General features: G+C 72.7%; 18 protein-coding genes and 1 pseudogene. 10 read left to right on the top strand and 9 right to left on the bottom strand.

Going from position 1 to position 18,646, the window contains the following annotated elements; genetic code table 11:
* Window positions 1–80: 80 nt before the first annotated feature.
* Both NR112_RS11110 and NR112_RS11105 read right to left on the bottom strand, forming a co-directional pair.
* Window positions 81–1,448: an NAD(P)/FAD-dependent oxidoreductase gene (locus NR112_RS11110; RefSeq protein WP_256794335.1), complete on the bottom strand. Its 1,368-nt coding sequence runs from the start codon at window positions 1,446–1,448 to the stop codon at window positions 81–83.
* A 134-nt stretch (window positions 1,449–1,582) separates the two neighbouring features.
* Window positions 1,583–2,410 (bottom strand): annotated as a pseudogene (locus tag NR112_RS11105) (DMT family transporter); the annotation flags it as partial.
* A gap of 39 nt (window positions 2,411–2,449) precedes the next feature.
* On the opposite strand from NR112_RS11105, the gene NR112_RS11100 reads away from it, so the two are divergent.
* Genes NR112_RS11100 through NR112_RS11090 form a run of 3 tightly spaced genes read left to right on the top strand, consistent with a single transcriptional unit; the run spans window position 2,450 to window position 4,592 of the window.
* Window positions 2,450–2,947 (top strand): MarR family winged helix-turn-helix transcriptional regulator, encoded by a 498-nt coding sequence (locus NR112_RS11100; protein WP_256794333.1) that lies wholly within the window; start codon window positions 2,450–2,452, stop codon window positions 2,945–2,947.
* 21 nt (window positions 2,948–2,968) lie between these two features.
* A complete protein-coding gene (locus NR112_RS11095) occupies window positions 2,969–3,703 on the top strand; it encodes a sulfite exporter TauE/SafE family protein (protein ID WP_256794331.1) in 735 nt (244 codons plus the stop codon).
* A 34-nt stretch (window positions 3,704–3,737) separates the two neighbouring features.
* Window positions 3,738–4,592, top strand: a complete 855-nt coding sequence (locus tag NR112_RS11090) for a hypothetical protein (protein WP_256794329.1) — start codon at window positions 3,738–3,740, stop codon at window positions 4,590–4,592.
* Between the two features lie 94 nt (window positions 4,593–4,686).
* On the opposite strand, the gene NR112_RS11085 is transcribed toward NR112_RS11090, so the two are convergent.
* Window positions 4,687–5,478 (bottom strand): TIM barrel protein, encoded by a 792-nt coding sequence (locus NR112_RS11085; protein WP_256794327.1) that lies wholly within the window; start codon window positions 5,476–5,478, stop codon window positions 4,687–4,689.
* Entirely contained in the window at window positions 5,478–6,518 is a 1,041-nt protein-coding gene (locus NR112_RS11080; protein WP_256794325.1) for a Gfo/Idh/MocA family oxidoreductase, read from the bottom strand. The genes NR112_RS11085 and NR112_RS11080 overlap by 1 nt, the downstream gene beginning before the upstream one ends.
* Before the next feature lie 117 nt (window positions 6,519–6,635).
* Here NR112_RS11080 and NR112_RS11075 point away from each other — a divergent pair, with 117 nt between their 5' ends.
* From NR112_RS11075 to NR112_RS11065, 3 genes are read left to right on the top strand one after another with little or no spacing between them, the layout of a single operon-like run.
* On the top strand, window positions 6,636–7,676 hold the full coding sequence (locus NR112_RS11075; protein WP_256794322.1) for a LacI family DNA-binding transcriptional regulator: 1,041 nt from the start codon (window positions 6,636–6,638) through the stop codon (window positions 7,674–7,676).
* A 44-nt stretch (window positions 7,677–7,720) separates the two neighbouring features.
* Window positions 7,721–8,485: an alpha/beta fold hydrolase gene (locus NR112_RS11070; protein ID WP_256794320.1), complete on the top strand. Its 765-nt coding sequence runs from the start codon at window positions 7,721–7,723 to the stop codon at window positions 8,483–8,485.
* A 26-nt stretch (window positions 8,486–8,511) separates the two neighbouring features.
* Complete coding sequence (locus NR112_RS11065; RefSeq protein ID WP_256794318.1) at window positions 8,512–9,348, top strand: alpha/beta fold hydrolase; 837 nt, start codon at window positions 8,512–8,514, stop codon at window positions 9,346–9,348.
* A 6-nt stretch (window positions 9,349–9,354) separates the two neighbouring features.
* On the opposite strand, the gene NR112_RS11060 is transcribed toward NR112_RS11065, so the two are convergent.
* Both NR112_RS11060 and NR112_RS11055 read right to left on the bottom strand, forming a co-directional pair.
* Window positions 9,355–10,011 carry a VOC family protein gene (locus NR112_RS11060; RefSeq protein WP_256794316.1) on the bottom strand — a complete coding sequence of 219 codons (657 nt, stop codon included), beginning with the start codon at window positions 10,009–10,011 and terminating at the stop codon, window positions 9,355–9,357.
* A 37-nt stretch (window positions 10,012–10,048) separates the two neighbouring features.
* Window positions 10,049–11,158, bottom strand: coding sequence for a LacI family DNA-binding transcriptional regulator (locus NR112_RS11055; RefSeq protein ID WP_256794314.1), 1,110 nt, complete (start codon window positions 11,156–11,158; stop codon window positions 10,049–10,051).
* Window positions 11,159–11,323: 165 nt separating this feature from the next.
* Here NR112_RS11055 and NR112_RS11050 point away from each other — a divergent pair, with 165 nt between their 5' ends.
* Together NR112_RS11050 and NR112_RS11045 are read left to right on the top strand one after the other, a co-directional pair.
* A complete protein-coding gene (locus tag NR112_RS11050) occupies window positions 11,324–12,502 on the top strand; it encodes a Gfo/Idh/MocA family protein (RefSeq protein WP_256794312.1) in 1,179 nt (392 codons plus the stop codon).
* A gap of 49 nt (window positions 12,503–12,551) precedes the next feature.
* Window positions 12,552–13,538 (top strand): sugar phosphate isomerase/epimerase, encoded by a 987-nt coding sequence (locus tag NR112_RS11045; protein WP_256794310.1) that lies wholly within the window; start codon window positions 12,552–12,554, stop codon window positions 13,536–13,538.
* A gap of 87 nt (window positions 13,539–13,625) precedes the next feature.
* Here NR112_RS11045 and NR112_RS22915 read toward each other — a convergent pair whose 3' ends face one another.
* On the bottom strand, window positions 13,626–15,221 hold the full coding sequence (locus NR112_RS22915; RefSeq protein WP_256794309.1) for an alkaline phosphatase PhoX: 1,596 nt from the start codon (window positions 15,219–15,221) through the stop codon (window positions 13,626–13,628).
* Window positions 15,222–15,463: 242 nt separating this feature from the next.
* Here NR112_RS22915 and NR112_RS11035 point away from each other — a divergent pair, with 242 nt between their 5' ends.
* Window positions 15,464–16,333, top strand: coding sequence for an oxidoreductase (locus NR112_RS11035; RefSeq protein ID WP_256794308.1), 870 nt, complete (start codon window positions 15,464–15,466; stop codon window positions 16,331–16,333).
* Between the two features lie 26 nt (window positions 16,334–16,359).
* Here the strand turns inward: NR112_RS11035 and NR112_RS11030 are convergent, their stop codons facing one another.
* Window positions 16,360–16,776 carry a nitroreductase family deazaflavin-dependent oxidoreductase gene (locus NR112_RS11030; protein ID WP_256794307.1) on the bottom strand — a complete coding sequence of 139 codons (417 nt, stop codon included), beginning with the start codon at window positions 16,774–16,776 and terminating at the stop codon, window positions 16,360–16,362.
* 57 nt (window positions 16,777–16,833) lie between these two features.
* Between NR112_RS11030 and NR112_RS11025 the strand changes: the two genes are divergently transcribed.
* Window positions 16,834–17,859 (top strand): molybdopterin-dependent oxidoreductase, encoded by a 1,026-nt coding sequence (locus NR112_RS11025; protein ID WP_256794306.1) that lies wholly within the window; start codon window positions 16,834–16,836, stop codon window positions 17,857–17,859.
* A 30-nt stretch (window positions 17,860–17,889) separates the two neighbouring features.
* Here NR112_RS11025 and NR112_RS11020 read toward each other — a convergent pair whose 3' ends face one another.
* Window positions 17,890–18,492 carry a DUF2231 domain-containing protein gene (locus NR112_RS11020; protein ID WP_256794305.1) on the bottom strand — a complete coding sequence of 201 codons (603 nt, stop codon included), beginning with the start codon at window positions 18,490–18,492 and terminating at the stop codon, window positions 17,890–17,892.
* Window positions 18,493–18,646: the final 154 nt, after the last annotated feature.

The following is an 18,646-nucleotide window of genomic DNA, read 5'->3' as shown; positions in this document are numbered from 1 at the left end:
CCGAATGTCGCCTGCGTCACTGCTCCACCACACGGAGCAGTGACGCAGACGCGACCCGCTGACGTCGGCGACGCGGGGCCTCAGGCGAGGCGGCCGAGCGCGTCCTCGATGCCGCGGTGGAGCGTCGGGTAGGCGTAGATCATCGAGCGGAGCCGCTCGATCGGGACCTCGCCGTGCACGGCCACGGCGAGCGCCCCGAGCACCTCTCCCCCAGCCGGGCCCATCGTCGTGGCACCGACTAGGACACCGCGGTCGGCGTCCGCGACGACCTTGATCAGGCCGTCCGCCTTGGCGATCCAGCCGCGCGTCGTCTCGCCCAGCGGAGTCACGCCCACCTGGACGTTCGCGAGCTTCTCGCGAGCCTGCGCCTCCGTCATCCCGACGGCGCCGACCTCGGGATCGGTGAACGTGACGCGCGGGAGGGCGGCATACTCCGCCGGGGGGCCGTCGTCGCCGAGGACGTCACGGATGACGACACCGGCCTGGTACATCGAGACGTGGGTGAAGGCGCCCTTGCCGGTGATGTCGCCGACGGCCCAGACGCCATCGGCGACGCGGCAGCGGTCGTCCACGGGCGCGGTGCGCGAGTCCCTGGCGACGCCGACCGTGTCGAGACCGACGGCGGCGGGGTCGGCGCGGCGGCCGGTGGCGACGAGGAGCTTCTCAGCTGCCAGCGTCGAGCCGTCGCCCAGCGTGACCGTGAACGTCGAGCCGTCGTGGGTGACCTTCTCGGCACCGACCCCCTCCCGCACCGTGATGCCGTCCGCCTCGAGAGCACTCTTGAGGTGCTCGGAGGCCTCCGGCTCCTCGAGCGCGAGGATGCGGTCGGCGGCCTCGACGACCGTCACGTCGACGCCGAACCGGGCCATGACCTGGCTCAGCTCGCAGCCGATGGCACCACCGCCCAGGACGACGACCGACCCGGGCAGCTCGGTGGCTTCGACGATGTCGTGGTTGGTCCAGTAGGGCGTGTCCGCGAGGCCGTCGACGGGTGGGATCGCCGCCGTCGTGCCGGTGTTGACGACGATGCCCGTGGTCGCCGAGTAGGCGGTGCCGTCGACGTCGACGCGTCCCGGGCCCGCGATCCGGGCCGTGCCGCGCACGAAGGTCGCGCCCTTGCCGGTCAGGCGCTCGACGGCGACCCTGTCGTCCCAGGTGTCGGTGGCCTCCTCGCGGATGCGCGTGGCGACGACCGACCAGTCCGGCGTGACGTCGCCGACCGATCCGGCCAGCCCGTCGACACGGCGGGCCTGGGCGAGAGCATCGGCGGCGCGGATCATCATCTTCGAGGGGATGCAGCCCCAGTAGGGGCACTCGCCGCCCACGAGTCTGCGGTCGACGCCGAGCACGCGCAGGCCGCGCTCCGCGAGGCTCCCGGCGACGTGCTCACCGCCCGGTCCGAGCCCGATGACGATGACGTCGAAGGTGTGGTCGGTGTCGGTGGCCATGCCACAGCCTTACCCGCCGGGGCCCCGCTGGGAAGAGCGGGCGTATGCCGCCGGGTCGACGCGCGCTCGCCGGCCGACCGGGCGCGACGGGAGAATCGGGCCCGGACCGGCTCCTGCGCGGCGAGGACGCTGCCGATGACGAGGACCATGGCGACGAGGTGCACCGGACCGAAGGGCTCGCCGAGGAGCGCGACGCCGAGCAGGACGCCGACCACCGGGTTCACGAGGCCGATGATCGAGGCGGAGGTCGGGCCGAGGATCGCCAACCCCCGGAACCACAGGACGTAGGCGACGCCGCTGCCGAGGAGACCGAGGTAGGCGAGCGCCCCCGCAGCCGGCAGGTCGAGGGCCGGCGGTGCCCCCTCGACGACGAGCCCGATCGGCAGCAGCACGAGCCCACCCGCGACGAGCTGCCACGACGTCATCGTGACGACGTCGACGGTGGGCGCCCACTTCCTCGTGAGGACGAAGCCGCACGACGACAGCACGACGGCGAGGAGCCCGGCTCCGAGACCGACCGGGTCGAGTGGCTTGTCGAGTCCGTTCTGGAGCACGAGCAGCGCCACCCCGACGAGGCCGACCAGGCCGGCCGCCCCCGAGACCCGGGCAGGTCGCTGGTCAAGGAGCAACCACGAGACACCCATCGTCACCATGGGAGCGGTCGCGACGAGCGTGGCCCCGAGGCCGCTCGGGAGGCGGTAGGCCGCGACGAAGAGGAGCGCGTAGAAGAGCCCGATGTTGAGCGAGCCGAGGACGAGCGAGCGCCACCACCAGTCGCCCCGAGGCAGGCGCCGGAGCCACAGGAGCATGAGCAGGCCGACGGGCAGGGCCCGCACGGTGGCGGCGAACAGCGGACGGCCAGGGGGGAGCCACTGCTGCGTGACGGCATACGTCGATCCCCAGATGGCGGCGGGGAGCGCCGTCAGCGCGACGTTCGTCCAGCTCCTCCGATTATCTTCCATGGAAGGCAAACTACCTTCCGGGGAAGATATATTCCACCCATGGAGCGACGCGAGGACCACGCACAGCACGTCGTCGACCAGTGGGCGGTCGTGCGCCCTGAGCTCGACGTCACCCCCGTGCTCGTCATCGGCCGGCTGCACCGCGTCGCCCTGGCCCTGACGACCGAGCTCGTCAAGGTCTACAACGCACACGGTCTCGGCGAGGGCGACTTCGACGTGCTCGCGACCCTCCGTCGCACCGGCGAGCCGCACGAGCTGACCCCGACCGAGCTCATGGACCAGACGATGGTGACGTCGGGCGCCGTGTCCAAGAGGCTCGACCGCCTCGAGGGCGCCGGCCTCGTCGAGCGCCGCGTCGCTGGCGGCGACCGCCGCAGCCGCATCGTCGTGCTCACCGAGAAGGGGCGTGAGCTCATCGATCGCGCGGCGCCCGAGCACTTCGCCAACGAGGCGCGCCTGCTCGAGCCACTCACCGCGTCAGAGCGCGCCACCCTCGCGCGCCTGCTCGGCAAGCTCGGCGCCTCGCTCGGGGTCTGACGGGGCCTACGCTCCGATTCCATGACCGTCACGTCGCTGGCACTGCTCGGCGTCGCCGCGCTGCTCATCGGCTTCGCCAAGACCGCCATCGGCGGAGTCGCAAGCATCTCCATCGCGATCTTCGCCTTCGTGCTGCCGACGAAGGAGTCGACGGCGGCGATCCTGCTGCTGCTGCTCATCGGTGACGTCGTCGCCGTGTGGCACTACCGCCGCGACGCCGACCTCGGTCTGCTGAAGCGGCTCATCCCCGCCGTGCTACCCGGACTCGCCCTCGGAGCCCTCTTCCTCTCGTGGGTCGACGACGCGACGCTGCGCCGCGCCATCGGCGGCCTCCTCCTCGTCCTCGCGGCCCTCCAGCTCGTCCTCACGTGGCGCGCCCCCGACACGGCCCGGGTCGGCTCCTCACGCGCTGCCGCGCTCGGCACGGGGGCAGCCGCGGGCTTCGCCACGATGACGGCGAACGCTGCCGGCCCCGTCATGACCCTCTACCTCGTCGCGCAGGGCGTCGAGAAGCGCCGCTTCCTCGGCACGGGCGCGCTCTTCTTCTTCGGCGTCAACCTGTGCAAGCTTCCCTTCAGCATCGGGCTCGGTCTCTTCAGCACCGAGACCCTCTGGCGCACAGCCCTGCTCGCCCCGCTCGTGCTCGTCGGCACCTGGGTGGGGCTGCACACGGCACGGCGTCTCAGCCAGACCCGCTTCGACCAGCTCGTGCTCGCCGCGACCATCGTCTCGGCGCTCGCGCTCGTCGTCCGCTGAGGCTCGCCGGGGTTCGCGCCTTAGGGTGCTCATCATGAGCCGCGACGCCGACGACGACCTCGATCTGATCCGCGCCTCTCGACAGGCCTGGGGAGGTCTCGAGACGCTCCACGTGCTCGGCTACTTCGCCGACGAGGTGCGCGACGCCTATGTCGCCCTCGGCCTGCACCCTCGCCTCAGCTACTTCGCCGCGCGGTCGGCCGCCTTCGGGGCGGTCGGGCCGGAGGTCCCGACCGCGACGTTCTACGTCTTCGCACCGTGGCTGCACGCCAAGGCGCTGCCCGCGTCGTGGGCGGTGGCGAGCCCCGAGCAGGTGCAGCGGGCCCGTCGGGACGGCATGACCGTCGTGCTCGACCGCGTCGTCGGGGACACCGACGTCACGGAGCTGCTCGACCTCGGCCGCACCGTCTGCGCGGGCCTCACGGCCCCCGGCCGTCCGTTGTATGCCGCCCACGCAGGGCTCGCGTGGCCCGACGAGCCCCGCCTCGCGCTCTGGCACGCCGCGACCCTCGTCCGCGAGCACCGTGGGGACGGTCACGTGGCAGCCCTGCTCCGCGCCGGGCTCGACCCCGTCGAGTCGATCGTCATCGGCGGCCTCTTCTCCGGCAACACCGGCTTCATGAGGTCGAGCCGCGGCTGGTCGGACGACGAGTGGGCGGCCGGCGTCGAGCGGCTCACCGACCGGGGACTCGTCGACGGCGACGGGCTCACGGAGGGAGGGCTCGCCTTCCGCAAGGACCTCGAGCGCGAGACGGACCGGATGGCCCTCGAGGGCTGGGTGCACCTGGGGCTCGAGGGCACGCGCCGGGTCGCCGAGCTGACCGCGCCGCTCCGGGCGGCCGCGCTCGGCAGCGGCATCCTCCCCGACTGGGTCAGCTCCCGCGGCTGACATGCCCCCATCGCGGTTCGAGGTGATCCTGCGACGCACGTCGGTGTCGGGATCACCTCGAACGAGCCGGCGCCCCCGCGGGTTCGAGCCGACGTCAGGGGGTGAAGGCGTCGCGGAAGCGTTGCAGCGCTTGCTCGTCGTCGCCCGACGCGAAGCCCTCGAGACCGACGGGGCCCGTGTAGCCCATCTCGACCAGGGCGCGCGCGATGGCTGGAAAGGCGATCTCGCCGGTGCCGGGCTCGCGACGGCCGGGCACGTCGGCCACCTGGATCTCGCCGATGTGCGGCAGGGCCCGGCGGCAGAGCTCGATGAGGTTTCCCTCGCCGATCTGGGCGTGGTAGAGGTCGAGCATCAGCGTGAGGTGCGGGCTGTCGACGGCCTCGACGAGGGCGAGGCAGTCGGCGGCGGTCGCGAAGGGCACGCCGGGATGGTCGACGGCGGTGTTGAGGTTCTCGAGCACGAACGTCACACCCTCGCGCTCTCCCAGCGCGGCGATGCGCCCGAGGGTGCGCTCGGCGGTCAGCCACATCGGCCCGGTCGCGACGGGCTCGGGCCGCACGGGCAGTCCCCGGTCGTCGAGGCCCGTGCCGTGGAGGTTGAGCCTCGGGATGCCGAGCCGCTGCGCCACCGGCACCGACTCGGCGGCGGTCGCGAGCAGCTCGTCCGCCCCCTCCGCGTCGCCGAGCCGGCCGCGGGCGTAGCCGGTCATCGACGAGTAGACGACGCCCTCGTCGCGCAGGGCGACGAGCTCGTCGACGTCGTGACGCGTCCAGTCCCAGATCTCGACCTGGAAGCCGAGCGCGTGGATGCGGCGCACCCGCTCGGCGAAGGGCAGGCCGAGGTAGACCATCTCGGCGCTCACCGCGAGCGTGAACGGGCTCGCCATCAGGCACCCGCTCCGGTCGCCACGCGGTCGGCGTCGCGGATCGTCACCGTGCCGCCCGTCTCGACGGCCTCGATGCAGGCGAGCGCGATCCGCAGCGCGGCACGGGCGTCCTCACCACCGACCTGCGTGGGCCCACCGGCACGAACCGCGGCGCAGAAGGCCGCGAGCTCGGCGGCATACGCGTCGGTGAAGAGGTCCGTGTCGGCGCGGGCCGTCGGGGCGGCGACCCCGGCCGCGCTCCAGTGCGCCGTGCTGAGGTGGGCTGGGCTGCCGACGGTGACCATGCCGGCCGAGCCGAAGACCTCGGCCCGCACGTCGTAGCCGTAGGCGGCCGAGAAGCTCGCCTCCGCGACGGCGATCGCGCCGTTGTCGTAGCGGATGGTCACGACGGCGGTGTCGAGCAGGCCGGCGTCCTTGAAGTCGGGCGCGACGAGGGCGTCGGCCATGACGGAGACCTCGACGGCTGTCGCACCGGCGTTGAACCAGTTGAGCGCGTCGAAGTCGTGGATGAGCGTCTGGGTGAAGATCGTCCACGGCGGCACACCGGCCGGGTCGGCGAGCCCGGGGTCGCGGGTGACCGAGCGGAGCAGCTGCGGCGTCCCGATGCCCCCCGCGGCGACGGTGTCGTGGGCGGCGGCGAAGTCGCGGGCGAAGCGCCGGTTGAAGCCCACCTGCAGGGGTATGCCGGCAGCTCGGGCCGCGGAGACGGCGCGGTCGGCGTCGGCAAGGGTCATCGCCATCGGCTTCTCGACGAAGACCGCCTTGCCGGCCTTGGCGGCAGCGACGACGAGATCGGCGTGCGCCGTGCTGGCGCACGTGATGGCGACGGCCTCGACCCGTGGGTCGTCGAGGAGGACCTGCGGGTCGGTGAGCCAGTCGACGCCGAGCTCCTCGCCGAGCCGCTCGGCCGCGGCCGCCCGGGGGTCGGCGACGGCGACGAGCTCGGCCTCCCCGAGCCTCCGAGCCAGCGTCGTGGCGTGGTGGGTGCCGATGCGGCCGGCTCCGATGAGACCGATCCGGACCGGGTCGATGCGCGTCATGGGCTGCTCCTTCGCAGATGATGACTAGAGCGCTCTAGTTCGTGACTCATTGAAGCGCCCCACCGCCACGCCGGTCAAGGGCTGGCCGACATTCATGGAGCGCTCTAGAGTCGCGGCGTGGGCAGCGAGAGAGTGACGATGGAGCACGTCGCCGCACGTGCGGGCGTCTCGCGCGCCCTCGTCTCGATCGTCTTCCGCGGTGTCGCCGGCGCGTCCGAGGCGACCCGCGAGCGCGTCCTCGCCGCCGCACGCGAGCTCGACTACCGCCCGGACACCCGCGCCAGCCGCCTCGGCAGCAGCCGCACCCGCACGCTCGGCGTGACGTTCAGCGTCGGCCACGCCTTCCACGGCGACCTGCTGGAGAGCCTCTACACGCACGCCGACGCGGCGGCCTACGAGCTCGTCCTGAGTGGCGTCACGCCGTCACGCTCGGAGGCGGCCGCGGTCGAGACCCTCCTCGCCGAGCGGTGCGAGGGCATCATCCTGCTCGGCAGCAGCCAGGAGACGGCCCAGCTCGAGCGACTCGCCGCACGCCTTCCGGTCGTCAGCGTCCTACGGCCCGTTCCCGGCGGTGAGGTCGGCGTCGTGCGGACCGACGACGCCGCCGGGCTGCGCCTCTCGGTCGAGCACCTCCGTGGCCTCGGCCACCGCCGGATCGCCTTCCTCGACGGCGGTCGCACCGCGGGGGCGGCCGAGCGGCGACGCGGCTACCGCACGGCGATGCGCCGCTCACCGCCCCTGACCGAGATGGTCCTGCCCGGCGGTGTCAGCGAGCTCGAGGGTGCAGAGGCGGCCCGCGCCTTCCTCGGAATCGGCCCGCGCGAACGCCCCACGGCTGTCGCCGCCTTCAACGACCGCTGCGCGATCGGCTTCGTCGACGTGGTGCGGCAGGCCGGGCTCCACGTGCCCGGCGACGTGTCCGTCGTCGGCTTCGACGACATCACCGAGGCTGGCTACCCGCACGTGGCCCTGACGACGGTGCGCCAGGACGCCGAGCGGCTCGGGGCCGAGGTCGTGCGCACCCTCGCCGACCGGCTCGACAGCGGGTCCCCGGACCAGAACATCGGCACGACACCGGCCGCCCCGGTGGTCATCGAGCCCGAGCTGGTCGTGCGTGCCAGCACGGCTCCGGCCACGCGCCGCGGTGCGCGCTCGTGAAACCGCGTGCTGGGCTCGGCCGCGACGTCGGGCCGGATGTGCGCATGCAGTTCACGAGCCTCCCGGGCCGGGTCGTGCGGTCGTTGGCCCTCGGCGGGGACGCGCCCCGCACGACGCCGCTCGTCGTCGTCCTGCCCGGTCTCGGTCTGCCGTTCTACACGATCCCGACCGCGCGGGCCGTCGTCGCCCGCGGCCTGGCTTGCACGGTGCTCGACCTGCCCGGCTTCGGCTCCGACCTGCCGCGGCCGACGAGCCCCTCGATCCACGCAACAGGCCTGACTGCGGCACGGTGGATCGAGGCCCAGGCCGCCGGACGCCCGGTCGTCGTGCTCGGTCACTCGACGGGCGGGCAGGCCGCGCTGACCGCCGCCCTCGCCCTCGGTGCCCGCCGTCGCGACTTCTCGCTCGTGCTCGCCGGGACGACCTTCGCCCCGGAGCAACGCCGCCTGCACCGACTGGCCCTGGCTACCCCCTTCGCCTACCGCGACGACGGCCTCGACGAGATCGACCCCACGGAGGTCTACCGAGGTCGTGCCGGCATCATCGCGATGCTCCGGTCGGGGATCCACGACGTCCCCGAGGAGCGCATCGCGCACCTTCCCGTGCCCGTGACGGTGACCGCTGGGGTGCACGACGCCTTCGTGCCGGTCGCATGGCTCGACCAGCTCGCCTCGTCCGCCCTCAGCGCGCCGAGCGTGCGCACGTCACTGCTCGGCGGCTCGCACAACAACCTCTTCACGCACCCGGAGGAGATCGCCGGGCTCGTCGTGCGGGCGGCAGCCGACGCGACGGCCGCGGCCTCCGTCTGAGCCGTCCGGACTGGCAGGGTGGACCCATGCCGACCTACCTGTCCGACGACGGCACCGAGCTCGCCTACCGCACCGAGGGCACCGGAGACCCGCTCGTCGTCTGGCCTGGCGGCCCCGCCCGTGACGCGGCGTACCTCGGGGACCTCGGCGGACTCGCGCGAGTGGCCGGGCGCACGCTCGTCGTCCCGGACCCGCGCGGCACCGGCGCCTCCCCGGAGCCGGCCGACCCGACGGCATACGGCCCGTCGCGGCTCGCCGACGACCTCGACGCGCTCCGCGGCCACCTCGGGCTCGAGCGCGTCGACCTCCTCGGCCATTCCGCCGGGGCATCCGTGTGCCTGCTGCATGCCGCACGCCACCCTGCACGCGTCGGTCGCCTCGTGCTCGTCACCCCCGGCACCTCGGCGGTGGGCCTCGACATCAGCGACGACGACTGGGAGGAGCGCGTCGCGCTGCGCTCCGGCGAGCCGTGGTTCGCGGCGGCCAGGGTCGCCCTCGACTCCGACGACGACTCCCCGGCGACGCGGCAGGCGATGTCGCCCTTCCTCTACGGGCCGTGGACCGAGGCCGCACGGCGGCACGCCGTGACGGACGAGGCCCAGCGCAACCGCGGGGGCACCCTGGCCTTCCGCGCCGAAGCCGTCGACACGGCCACGACGCGGGCGGCACTCAGGTCAGTGACCGCCCCGGTGCGCGTCATCGTCGGCGAGCTCGACCTCATGCCGGGCCCGGAGGTCGGCGCGGAGCTCGCCGCGCTCTTCGTCGACGGCCGCTCCGTCGTGCAGCCCGGTGCCGGCCACTTCCCCTGGGTGGACGACCCGGGCCGCTTCGCGCGTCTGGTGTCGGCCGCGCTCGAGAACTGAGGAGCGTCAGCCCGGAACGGGGTCACGGCCTTGCCACGTGCAAACGCACGCCTCGTTGCCCTCGGGGTCGGCGAGGATCCAGAAGGCCGGCGCCCGGTCGTCGGAGACGAGGTGGCCCCCGGCGGCCAAGGCCCGCTCGATGCGTCCGGGCGCCTCGTCGTGGGCGACGGTGACGTCGAGGTGGATCCGGTTGCGCTGCGGCCGTGGCTCGTCCATCTGCTGGAACCACACGGCCGGCCCCAGCCGGAGCGGGTCCTGGACGTCGTTGGGGGCGATGACGTCCCAGCCGAGGACGGCGTCCCAGAAGGGGCGGACCGCGTCGATGTCGATGGCGTCGATGGCGATCTCGACGACCGTGAGGGTGCCTGGTTGCGACGTCAGCCCCATCTCGTCGACCACGGCGTCGACGGCCCGGCCGACCGCGATGTCGGCGTCGCTGACACCGCCGGCCGGCTCGGTCGACACGGCCAGGTGCACGACGGCACCGCGCACGTCGAGGTCGGGCTGCCGGCCCAAGGGTGCCGCCGCGGCGCCGACCCGCGCGACGAAGTCGAAGGCCGTCGCGACGTCGTGCGCCCGCACCGTGAGGTGCAACCGCTGGAGCAGGAAGCGCCACGTGGGGAGGGCGTCGGACGCCGCCTGTCGAGTCAGCTTGTCGGCCATGCCCCGACGGTAGTCCGCTGCACCGACGCGCGGGTCCTCACGGCTCGCGTATGCCGCCGCCCCGGGTCGTCCTGTCACCGCGCGGGGCCGTCGTGCCGCGGACCACGAGCTGCGGCTCGAGGACGAGCTCGATGGGCTCGGTGCGCCCCTCGTCGAGGCGCTGCGTCGCTGCCTCGACCGCGGCGGTCGCCATCGCCTCGGGGATCTGGCTGACGCTGGTGAGGTCGACGGTCGCGAGCCGGGCGATGAAGCTGTCGTCGTAGCCGACGACCGAGACGTCCCCGGGGACGTCGACACCGTTGCGCCGCAGGCGGTCGAGGAGGCCGAGCGCGGCCCGGTCGTTGAACGCGACGACGGCGGACGGCATACGCGATCGGCCAGAGGTGGCCTTTCGAGGGCCGGAGAGCGGCGCGGCGTGGCCTCTCGACGGTTCAGGGGGGAGGGCGAGGGGGAGGGCTGCGGCGGCGCTGGCGCCGGACTCCTCGTCTCCCCCGCCGTCGACGACCAGCATCTCGTCAGCGAGACCCAGGCGCTTCATGGCGCGGCGGTAGCCCTGCCGGCGCAGCGTGGCGATCGGACCGCGCGGCCCGTCGACGAAGGCGATGTCGCGGTGGCCGAGCCCGACGAGGTGCTCGACGGCGAGGCCGACGCCGGCGTCGTCGGCCGCGCGCACGACGTCGACCCCGGTCGCCCGGGCCCGGCGGCCCACGGCCACGACGTGCTGCTCCTCCGCGAGGGCCGCGAGCTCGGCGTCGGGCAACCGGGGACCGAGCAGGAGCAAGGCCTCGCAGCGGAAGTCGAGGAGCGACTCGATGGCGCGGCGCTCGTCGCGGGTGCGGGTCTGCGGGCTGACGACGATGTCGTAGCCGCGCTCGTCGGCGGCCGCCTGGAGGTCCTCGAGCAGCTCGGCGTGGAAGGTGCTGCTGACGTCCATCGTCACGCCGAGGAGCTGGGTGCGCCGCCGGGCGAGGAGGCTCGCGGTGCGGTCGGCCCGGTAGCCGAGCTCTCGGGCGGCGTCGAGGACGGCCTCGCGCGTCGCGGCACCCGGACCCGGGCGTCCACGCAGGACGAGGGACGCCGAGGCGGTGCTGACGCCGGCCCGGGAGGCGACGTCCTCGAGGCGGGGGCGCGCGGGGCGGGACGGCATACGGCTCCTTCGGGTGGCGGCGTCGCGACGGTTCAGGACAGATTGTCAGAACAAAGTGTTGACAGGCGCGGGCGGCGCTCAGCACACTGGAGCCATCGTAACTTAAAGCGCTTTAAAACGAGCGTGTTGCGCACCCAGACCGAGATGTCCAGAGAGGTACATCCCATGACGCAGTCACCCATCGGCGTCGCCGTCATCGGCGCAGGCATGGCGGGGCGGGCGCACTGTGCCGGCTACCGCACCGCCCCCACGCTCTTCGACCCGCCGCTGCCGCCCATCCGGTACGCAGCCGTCATCGACGCGAACGAGGCCGTCGCCAAGGACGCTGCCGCCCGCTACGGCTACGAACGCCACGGCGCCGACTGGCGCGAGCTGCTGACGGCCGACGACGTCCAGGTCGTCAGCGTCGTCGTCGCCAACCACCTGCACCGCGAGATCGTCGAGGCCCTCCTCGACGCCGGCAAGCACGTGCTCTGCGAGAAGCCGATCGCGGCGAGCATCGACGACGCCCGGGCCATGATCGCCGCGGCCGAGAAGCACCCGGAGCTCGCGACCGGCACGGCCTTCGTCTACCGGCGCCAGCCCGCCGTCGCCGCGATCCGCGACCTGCTGCGCGACGAGCTCGGCGAGGTCAGCCACTTCAACGGCCGCTACTGGTGCGACTACGCCCGCAGCCCGGAGACCCCGATGGCGTGGCGCTACAAGGGCGGTCCCGGCACCGGAGCCCTCGCCGACATCGGCAGCCACCTCATCGACCTCGCCGAGTTCCTCTGCGGGCCCATGGACTCCGTGAGCGGCGCGACGTTCACGACGAAGGTCACGGAGCGCGCCGTGCCGCTCGGCACGACCTACGGCCACGCCAGGGCCGAGCTGTCCGATGTGCGCGAACCGGTCGAGAACGACGACGTCGCGACCTTCACCGCGCACTTCGAGTCCGGCGCCCTCGGCACCTTCTCGATCTCGCGCATCGCGCCGGGCCACGCGAACTCGCTCGCCTTCGACCTCATGGCCGAGCACGGCGCCGCGAAATGGGACATGGACCGACCCGCCGAGTTCTCCGTCATCCGCAAGCTGCGCGACGACGGCCTCGACGGCTACAACCAGGTGCTCGCCGGCCCGGCCCACCCCTACGTCAAGGGCGGCCTGCCGATGGACTTCCCCGGCGTCTCCTTCGGTGTCGGCGACCTCTTCGGCTACCAGTGCCGCGCCTTCCTCGAGCAGGTCGCCGGCATCGAGGGTCTGCCGCCCGTCGCGACCTTCGAGGACGGCCTGCGCGACCTCACCATCATCGACGCGGTCACCCGCTCGGCCGCGGCCGACGGGGCGTCCGTCTCGCTCGCCTGACACGCGCTCGAATCCCTCACCACCCCCGACGCTTTCGAAAGGTACGACCATGCAGCTCGGCGCCTACAACGCCTGCCTCGGCGACAAGCCCCTCGGCGAGGCCCTCGACCTGATCGCGAGCCTCGGGCTCACGAGCGTCGAGATCAACTCCGGCGGCTTCCTGCCGCCCATCCACCTGCCCGTCGACGACCTCCGGGCGAGCGAGCAGGCCCGGCAGGACTACCTCGGCGAGTTCAGCTCGCGCGGCCTGACCCTGACCGCCCTCAACTGCAACGGCAACCCGCTGCACCCGGCTGCCGGCTTCCCGCACTCGCAGGACCTCGTCGACTCGATCGAGCTCGCCGCGCTCCTCGGCGTCCCGCGCGTCATCACGATGTCCGGCGCTCCTGGCGGCGAGCCGGGCACCTCTGTCCCCGTGTGGAACCCGCTCCCGTGGTGGAGTCCCTTCCTCGATGTGCAGGACCACCAGTGGAGCGTCGCCGTGCCCTACTGGAAGGACATCCAGGCCCGGGCCGCCGCGGCGGACGTCCGCGTCGCCATCGAGATGCACCCGGGCAACATCGTCTTCAACGCGCGGACCCTGCACCGCCTCGTCGCCGAGACCAACGCGACCCACGTCGGCGCCGAGATGGACCCGAGCCACCTCTTCTGGCAGGGCATCGACCCCGTCCTCGCCGTGGCCGACCTCGGCGAGCTCGTCTTCGTCGCCGCGGCCAAGGACACGCGCATCAACGACGCCGCCAAGGTGAACGGCGTCATCGACGACTCCTTCCACCGGGTCGCCGAGGGCCAGCCTGGCTACCTGCCGCTCGGCGGCGGCACGACCCTCAGCGGTTGGCCCAAGACCCCGTCGTGGGACTTCGTCGCGGTCGGCCGCGGCCACGACACGCCCTACTGGACCGAGTTCCTCCGGGCCCTGCACAAGATCGACCCGGACATGCCCGTCAACATCGAGCACGAGGACCAGGAGCTGGACCAGCTCGAAGGCCTCCGCTTCGCCGCCACCACCCTCATCGAGGCCGCGAACGGCATCTGACCCGGCAGTCCGACCACCCGGTCGAGGTAGGCGCACCGCAGATGCTGCGGCAGCGATACCCCAACCGGGTGGTCGGTCAGCGGACCGTCAGTGCTGGCGGTCGCCGTTCCAGCTGATCTCCCACGTCGTGTTGTCACCGTGCTGCTGGGTCCAGAACGTCCGCCAGGAGGCCGATGTCGTGGGCTGGGGCAGCTTGGCGCCGAGCAGACCGCCGACCGTCGGGTCGCCGTCGGAGACGTGGATGCCGGTGATCTCGTTGTCGCCGTCGTTGTAGGACGGGCCGCTCATCGAGTCGAACGTCGCGGACGCGTCGCGGCCCTCCGCCAGGAAACGGACGGGCTTCGGAGCACGACTCGGCCCGGCGGCATACGACCGCTCCTGCTCGCGACCGTCGGCGAGGTTGAAGACGTAGCCCGAGTCGAGCGCGTTGCGCTGGGTGTGGAGGCCGTCGCCGGCGTCCTCGACGACGAGCAGGTCGTCCTTCGTCGCGAAGGCGATGTTGTCGAACCCGGTGTGCTCGACGTCGCCGACCGCGGCGATCGAGATGCGGCCGGTGTCGGAGGTCGAGCTCGCCTGCGAGATGCGGAAGACGCCGCCGTACGCGCCGGGGAGGGTGCTGGAGGTGCTCGTGTCACCGGTCTCGGTGAAGTAGAACTCCTTGAATCCCGTGCCGGGCCGGAAGACGCCGTTCTCGGGGCGCTTGAGCGGCGTCGCGTTCGCGGCCTTCGCCGCAGCCGTCGCGTCGAACGCGTCGCCCGTGCCGGTGTGGATCGTCACCCACGTCGTCCGGAAGGACGAGCCGTAGGTGTGCAGCTGGCTGATGAAGGGATCGGACGGGTTCGCCTGGAGCTGCGACGTCGTGGCCGGTGTGCCGTCGGAGCGCTTGATCTGCAGGGCCTGGAGCGTGCCTCCCCGGGCGAGGTCGTTCTTGTCGTCCGGCACGAAGCGGTAGACGAAGCTGTTGGGCACCTTCCCGCCGCTCGAGCCGGCTCCGCCGATGTCCTCGAGCATCCAGACGTTGCCGGCGGCGTCGTTCTGGATGCCCTCGAAGCCACCGGAGCCGAGCGCCGCGAGCCGCGTCGCCCTGCCGCCGTCGACCGGGTCGCCGTTCGCGTCGAGGCCGACGGCGAAGACGCCACCCTTGGGGGCGCTCGACTCGGCCGTGAGGAGGAGCTGGCGGGTGAACGGGTCCCAGGTGATGCCGTCGATCGTCGGGTAGGCGTTGCCCGCGACGTCGGTGTCGGAGACCAACGTGACCCTCTTGAGGGGGTCGGTCTCGTCGAGGTTGATGCGCGTGACGTAGCCGCGCGGGCCGGTCTCGTGGCCCTGGTAGAGGTAGTGCCTTCCGCCGAGGACGAGGTAGACGTTCTTGTCGGGCTCCGTCTTGTGGGCCTCGTTCTTCGTCTGCGTCAGAGGCGCACCGTCGAGGGTGTTGAAGCCGTAGTGGGTCACGCCGTCGGCGGTGTCGGGGTTCGTCAGCGGCAAGTTGCCCCAGGCGACGGACGTCTGGCTGGCCGACGGGGTGAGGACGTTGTTCTGGACGCCGAACTTGGGGTTGGCATGCGTCACGTTGACGACGGGCAGGCCGCCGTGCGCGTCGGCCGACGAGCCGCCGAGGGCGAAGGCGGCGGCCGCGGCGAGGGTGCCGACGAGCCCCGCTTTGACGATGGTGGGAGTGTTCACGGAGAAGCCTCTCGTGCGCCCGGTGTGAGTGCCCGGGGTGGGTGAGTTGAGACCTCTCCACACTTTCGGCGGAGTCTGGGAGAACCCTTCGGATCCCGTGAACGGCGTGGAAGATCGCGCCGACGGGCCGGTGAAGTCTCGGCGACCGCGCGGCCCAGGAGGGGCCAGCGGCTCGGAACGGAAGTAGCGCCTGGGCCGGCGGCCTTGCGTTGGAGCGCACTCCAACACCTAGCGTCGATGGGATGACCGATACCTTCCCCCTGGCAGACCGCACCGTCCGACGCGTGGGCTTCGGCGCCATGCAGCTCCCTGGCGCCGGGGTCCTGGGACCGCCCCGTGACCGCGACGAGGCATTGCGGGTGCTCCGCCGAGCCGTCGAGCTCGGCGTCAACCACATCGACACGGCCCAGTTCTACGGGCCCGACGTCAGCAACGAGCTGATCCGCGAGGCCCTCCACCCGTATGCCGACGACCTCGCTCTCGTCTCCAAGGTGGGGGCGCGTCGTGACTCGGCCGGCGCGTGGCTGCCGGCCCAGAAGCCTGCAGAGCTGCGCGCCGACGTGGAGGCGAATCTGCGCGCCCTCGGGGTCGACCGCCTGACGGCGGTGAACCTGCGTCGGATGGACGCCGACGCGCCCGGTGCCGGTGAGGTGCCGCTCGAGGACCAGGTCGCCGAGCTCGCCGCCCTGCGCGACGAAGGCAAGATCGCCGGGGTCGGCCTCTCGACGGTGTCGGCTGCGGATCTCGCTGCGGCGCAGACGATCACGGAGATCGTGTGCGTGCAGAACCCCTTCAGCCTGGTCGACCAGACAGACGCAGACGTCCTCGACGCGTGCACGTCGGCCGGGATCGCGTACGTGCCCTACTTCCCGCTCGGGTCGGCCTTCCCGCACCTACCGAAGGTCGTCGACCAGCAGGCCGTCCAGGCCGTGGCGGAGCGCCGCGGCGTGCCGGCGGCGAGGGTCGGCCTGGCCTGGCTGCTGGCCCGCGCCGACAACGTGCTGCTCATCCCGGGCACGTCGTCGGTCGCGCACCTCGAGGAGAACATGGCCGTCGCCGAGCTCGAGCTGACCGACGCCGACCTGGCCGAGCTGGCGACGGTCGCCGCCTGACCGGCGCTCGGGCGCCAGCGGCGGCGTCAGCGGCGCGTCAGGAGGACGACCGGGATGACCCGGTCGGTCTTCTGCTCGTACTCGGCGAAGCCCGGGTAGCGGCGCTTCTGCTCCTCCCAGACCGGCTCGCGGTCCTCGGGGGTCATGACCTTCGCGTGCACGTCGATCGTCTCGACCTCACCCTCGGCGCCCACCTCGATCGCCACGTCGGGGTGGGCCTTGAGGTTGTGGAGCCACGCCGGATTCACGTCGAGGCCGGCGTAGGACGCGAAGACGGCCCAGCCTCCGTCGACGGCTTGGTACATCATCGGGTTCACGCGGGACTCCCGCGACTTGGCGCCGGTGGTGTGGAGCAGGAGCAGGGGCGCACCTTCGAAGTTGCCCCCGACCTTCCCGCCGTTGCCCCGGAACTCGGCGATGACCTTGTCATTCCAGTCGCTCATGGTCGGAACGCTACGCCGGCCGTTCCCGTCCTGCGCCTTCGGACGCACACTGGACGGATGGTCGCCTCGTCCCGGCCGAGCCGGCAGACCAACATCGCACTCCTGGTGCTCCTGTCAGGGGCCTTCGTGACGGGCTGGCTGGCCTTCGGCGTCGAGAGCTCGCCGGGGTCCCTGGCGGTCAGCATCACCCACGGCATCCTGGGCCTGGGCATCCTCGTGCTCGCCCCGTGGAAGAGCGTCATCGTGCGGCGCGGGATGCGTCGTCGGCGCCGGCACGCTGCCGCGATCGCCTTCTCGCTCGTCGTCATGGTCACCCTGCTCTCGGGGCTCGTGCACGCCACGCTCGGTCCGGTCGAGATCGCGGGGGTCAACGTGCTCGCCGTGCACGTGGCCTCCGCGGTGGCTGCGGTGCCGTTCGCGCTGCTCCACGTGGTCCGGCGACGGCAGCGGCTCCGGGCGACCGACGTGTCCCGGCGGACCGCCTTGCGAGCCCTGGCCGTTGGAGGCGCCTCGGCACTCGTCTACGGCGCGGTGGAGTCCGTCTCGACGGGAGCGGGTCTGCCCGGTGCCCGCCGTCGCGCAACCGGGTCCTACGAGGTCGGATCCGGTGTGCCCGCCGCGATGCCGGTGACCCAGTGGTTCACCGACGGCGTGCCCCGCGTCGACGTGACGGCCTACGAGCTGCTCGTCGGCGGGCCGGACGCCTCGACGCTGCGGGTGCCCTACCGCGACCTGCTCGCGATGGCGGGCACGACCCGGGCGACGGTCCTGGACTGCACGGGCGGTTGGTGGGCCGAGCAGGCCTGGCGCGGCGTCCCGCTCGACGCGCTGCTCGGGACGCCGGACCACGGGTCGATCGTGGTGCGTTCGGTGACCGGCTACACCCGGCTGTTCCCCGCCGAGGATGCTTCCGCGTTGCTGCTCGCCACCCACGTCGGCGGCGCCCCGCTCTCGCCCGGTCACGGCGCGCCGGTCAGGCTGGTCGCCCCCGGACGCCGCGGCTTCTGGTGGGTCAAGTGGGTCGAGGAGGTGAGCGTCGACCCACGGCCATGGTGGTCGCAGTCGCCGTTCCCCCTGCAGTGACACGTGTCCGGCGGCGCGCTGACAGCGCTCTCAGCCGAAAGTCGCGTCCACGGGGGTGGGGGGCTGGGCCTGCGGTGGAGCCTCGTCGTATGCCGGGTCGTGGCTGGCCACCTTGCGGGCTTCGGTCAGGTGCCCGCCGAGGTAGGCGCCCACCCCCGAGATGGCTGCGCCGGCGAGCGCCAGACCGGCACCGGTGCCGTGCCGACCCCGTCGCCGCGCGACCCACGACGCGGCATACACGCCGATCGCCACGGCGTTGGTCGCCGCGTGCACGATGCCCACCCGCTTGTCGCGCGACCCCGCTGCCGACCACTCGGCCCATCCGGCCCACGCTGTCGGTGCCACTGCGAGGAGGCCGGTGCCCACGAGCCTCTGGGCCGCCGCGGACGACTCACGGCCACCGAAGAGGTCGAGCACGGTGGCCGAGGTCCAGGTGCCGAGGACGACGTCGGTGAGCACGGGGTGGATCGAGTGACCCAACCACTCGCCGCGCAGCACGGAGCCGCGCCGGCCGGTGCCGAACGCGGATCGTATCGTCGGCTCGAGCACCTGCACGGCGCCGTCGAGCGCGGCCGTCTCCTCGAGCCGCAGGGTCCAGCGCACGATGGTCGGGGGCCGTTCGACTGAGCTCATTTCGCTTCTCCTCGTGGGCCTGGGTCTACCGCTACGTCCTGTCCAACCCGTACCCCCGCGGCCGCCTCATGGTCAACCAGGGGTCGGCGGGGCGGGATCGGTGCCGACACGATCAACCCAGCAGGGGCCTGATCCGTCTTCCTGGGGAGATGTG

The sequence above is a fragment of the Terrabacter sp. Ter38 genome, from assembly GCF_024519435.1.
Taxonomy (GTDB): Bacteria; Actinomycetota; Actinomycetes; order Actinomycetales; family Dermatophilaceae; genus Terrabacter.
This window is presented reverse-complemented; position numbering and strand designations above follow the sequence as displayed.

Excerpts from the sequence above, each read along its gene's own strand:
- NR112_RS11110 (WP_256794335.1), bottom strand. The coding sequence starts at position 1,448 with ATGGCCACCGACACCGACCACACCTTCGACGTCATCGTCATCGGGCTC.
- NR112_RS11100 (WP_256794333.1), top strand. The coding sequence starts at position 2,450 with ATGGAGCGACGCGAGGACCACGCACAGCACGTCGTCGACCAGTGGGCG.
- NR112_RS11095 (WP_256794331.1), top strand. The coding sequence starts at position 2,969 with ATGACCGTCACGTCGCTGGCACTGCTCGGCGTCGCCGCGCTGCTCATC.
- NR112_RS11090 (WP_256794329.1), top strand. The coding sequence starts at position 3,738 with ATGAGCCGCGACGCCGACGACGACCTCGATCTGATCCGCGCCTCTCGA.
- NR112_RS11085 (WP_256794327.1), bottom strand. The coding sequence starts at position 5,478 with ATGGCGAGCCCGTTCACGCTCGCGGTGAGCGCCGAGATGGTCTACCTC.
- NR112_RS11080 (WP_256794325.1), bottom strand. The coding sequence starts at position 6,518 with ATGACGCGCATCGACCCGGTCCGGATCGGTCTCATCGGAGCCGGCCGC.
- NR112_RS11070 (WP_256794320.1), top strand. The coding sequence starts at position 7,721 with ATGCAGTTCACGAGCCTCCCGGGCCGGGTCGTGCGGTCGTTGGCCCTC.
- NR112_RS11065 (WP_256794318.1), top strand. The coding sequence starts at position 8,512 with ATGCCGACCTACCTGTCCGACGACGGCACCGAGCTCGCCTACCGCACC.
- NR112_RS11060 (WP_256794316.1), bottom strand. The coding sequence starts at position 10,011 with ATGGCCGACAAGCTGACTCGACAGGCGGCGTCCGACGCCCTCCCCACG.
- NR112_RS11055 (WP_256794314.1), bottom strand. The coding sequence starts at position 11,158 with ATGCCGTCCCGCCCCGCGCGCCCCCGCCTCGAGGACGTCGCCTCCCGG.
- NR112_RS11050 (WP_256794312.1), top strand. The coding sequence starts at position 11,324 with ATGACGCAGTCACCCATCGGCGTCGCCGTCATCGGCGCAGGCATGGCG.
- NR112_RS11045 (WP_256794310.1), top strand. The coding sequence starts at position 12,552 with ATGCAGCTCGGCGCCTACAACGCCTGCCTCGGCGACAAGCCCCTCGGC.
- NR112_RS11035 (WP_256794308.1), top strand. The coding sequence starts at position 15,464 with ATGACCGATACCTTCCCCCTGGCAGACCGCACCGTCCGACGCGTGGGC.
- NR112_RS11030 (WP_256794307.1), bottom strand. The coding sequence starts at position 16,776 with ATGAGCGACTGGAATGACAAGGTCATCGCCGAGTTCCGGGGCAACGGC.
- NR112_RS11025 (WP_256794306.1), top strand. The coding sequence starts at position 16,834 with ATGGTCGCCTCGTCCCGGCCGAGCCGGCAGACCAACATCGCACTCCTG.
- NR112_RS11020 (WP_256794305.1), bottom strand. The coding sequence starts at position 18,492 with ATGAGCTCAGTCGAACGGCCCCCGACCATCGTGCGCTGGACCCTGCGG.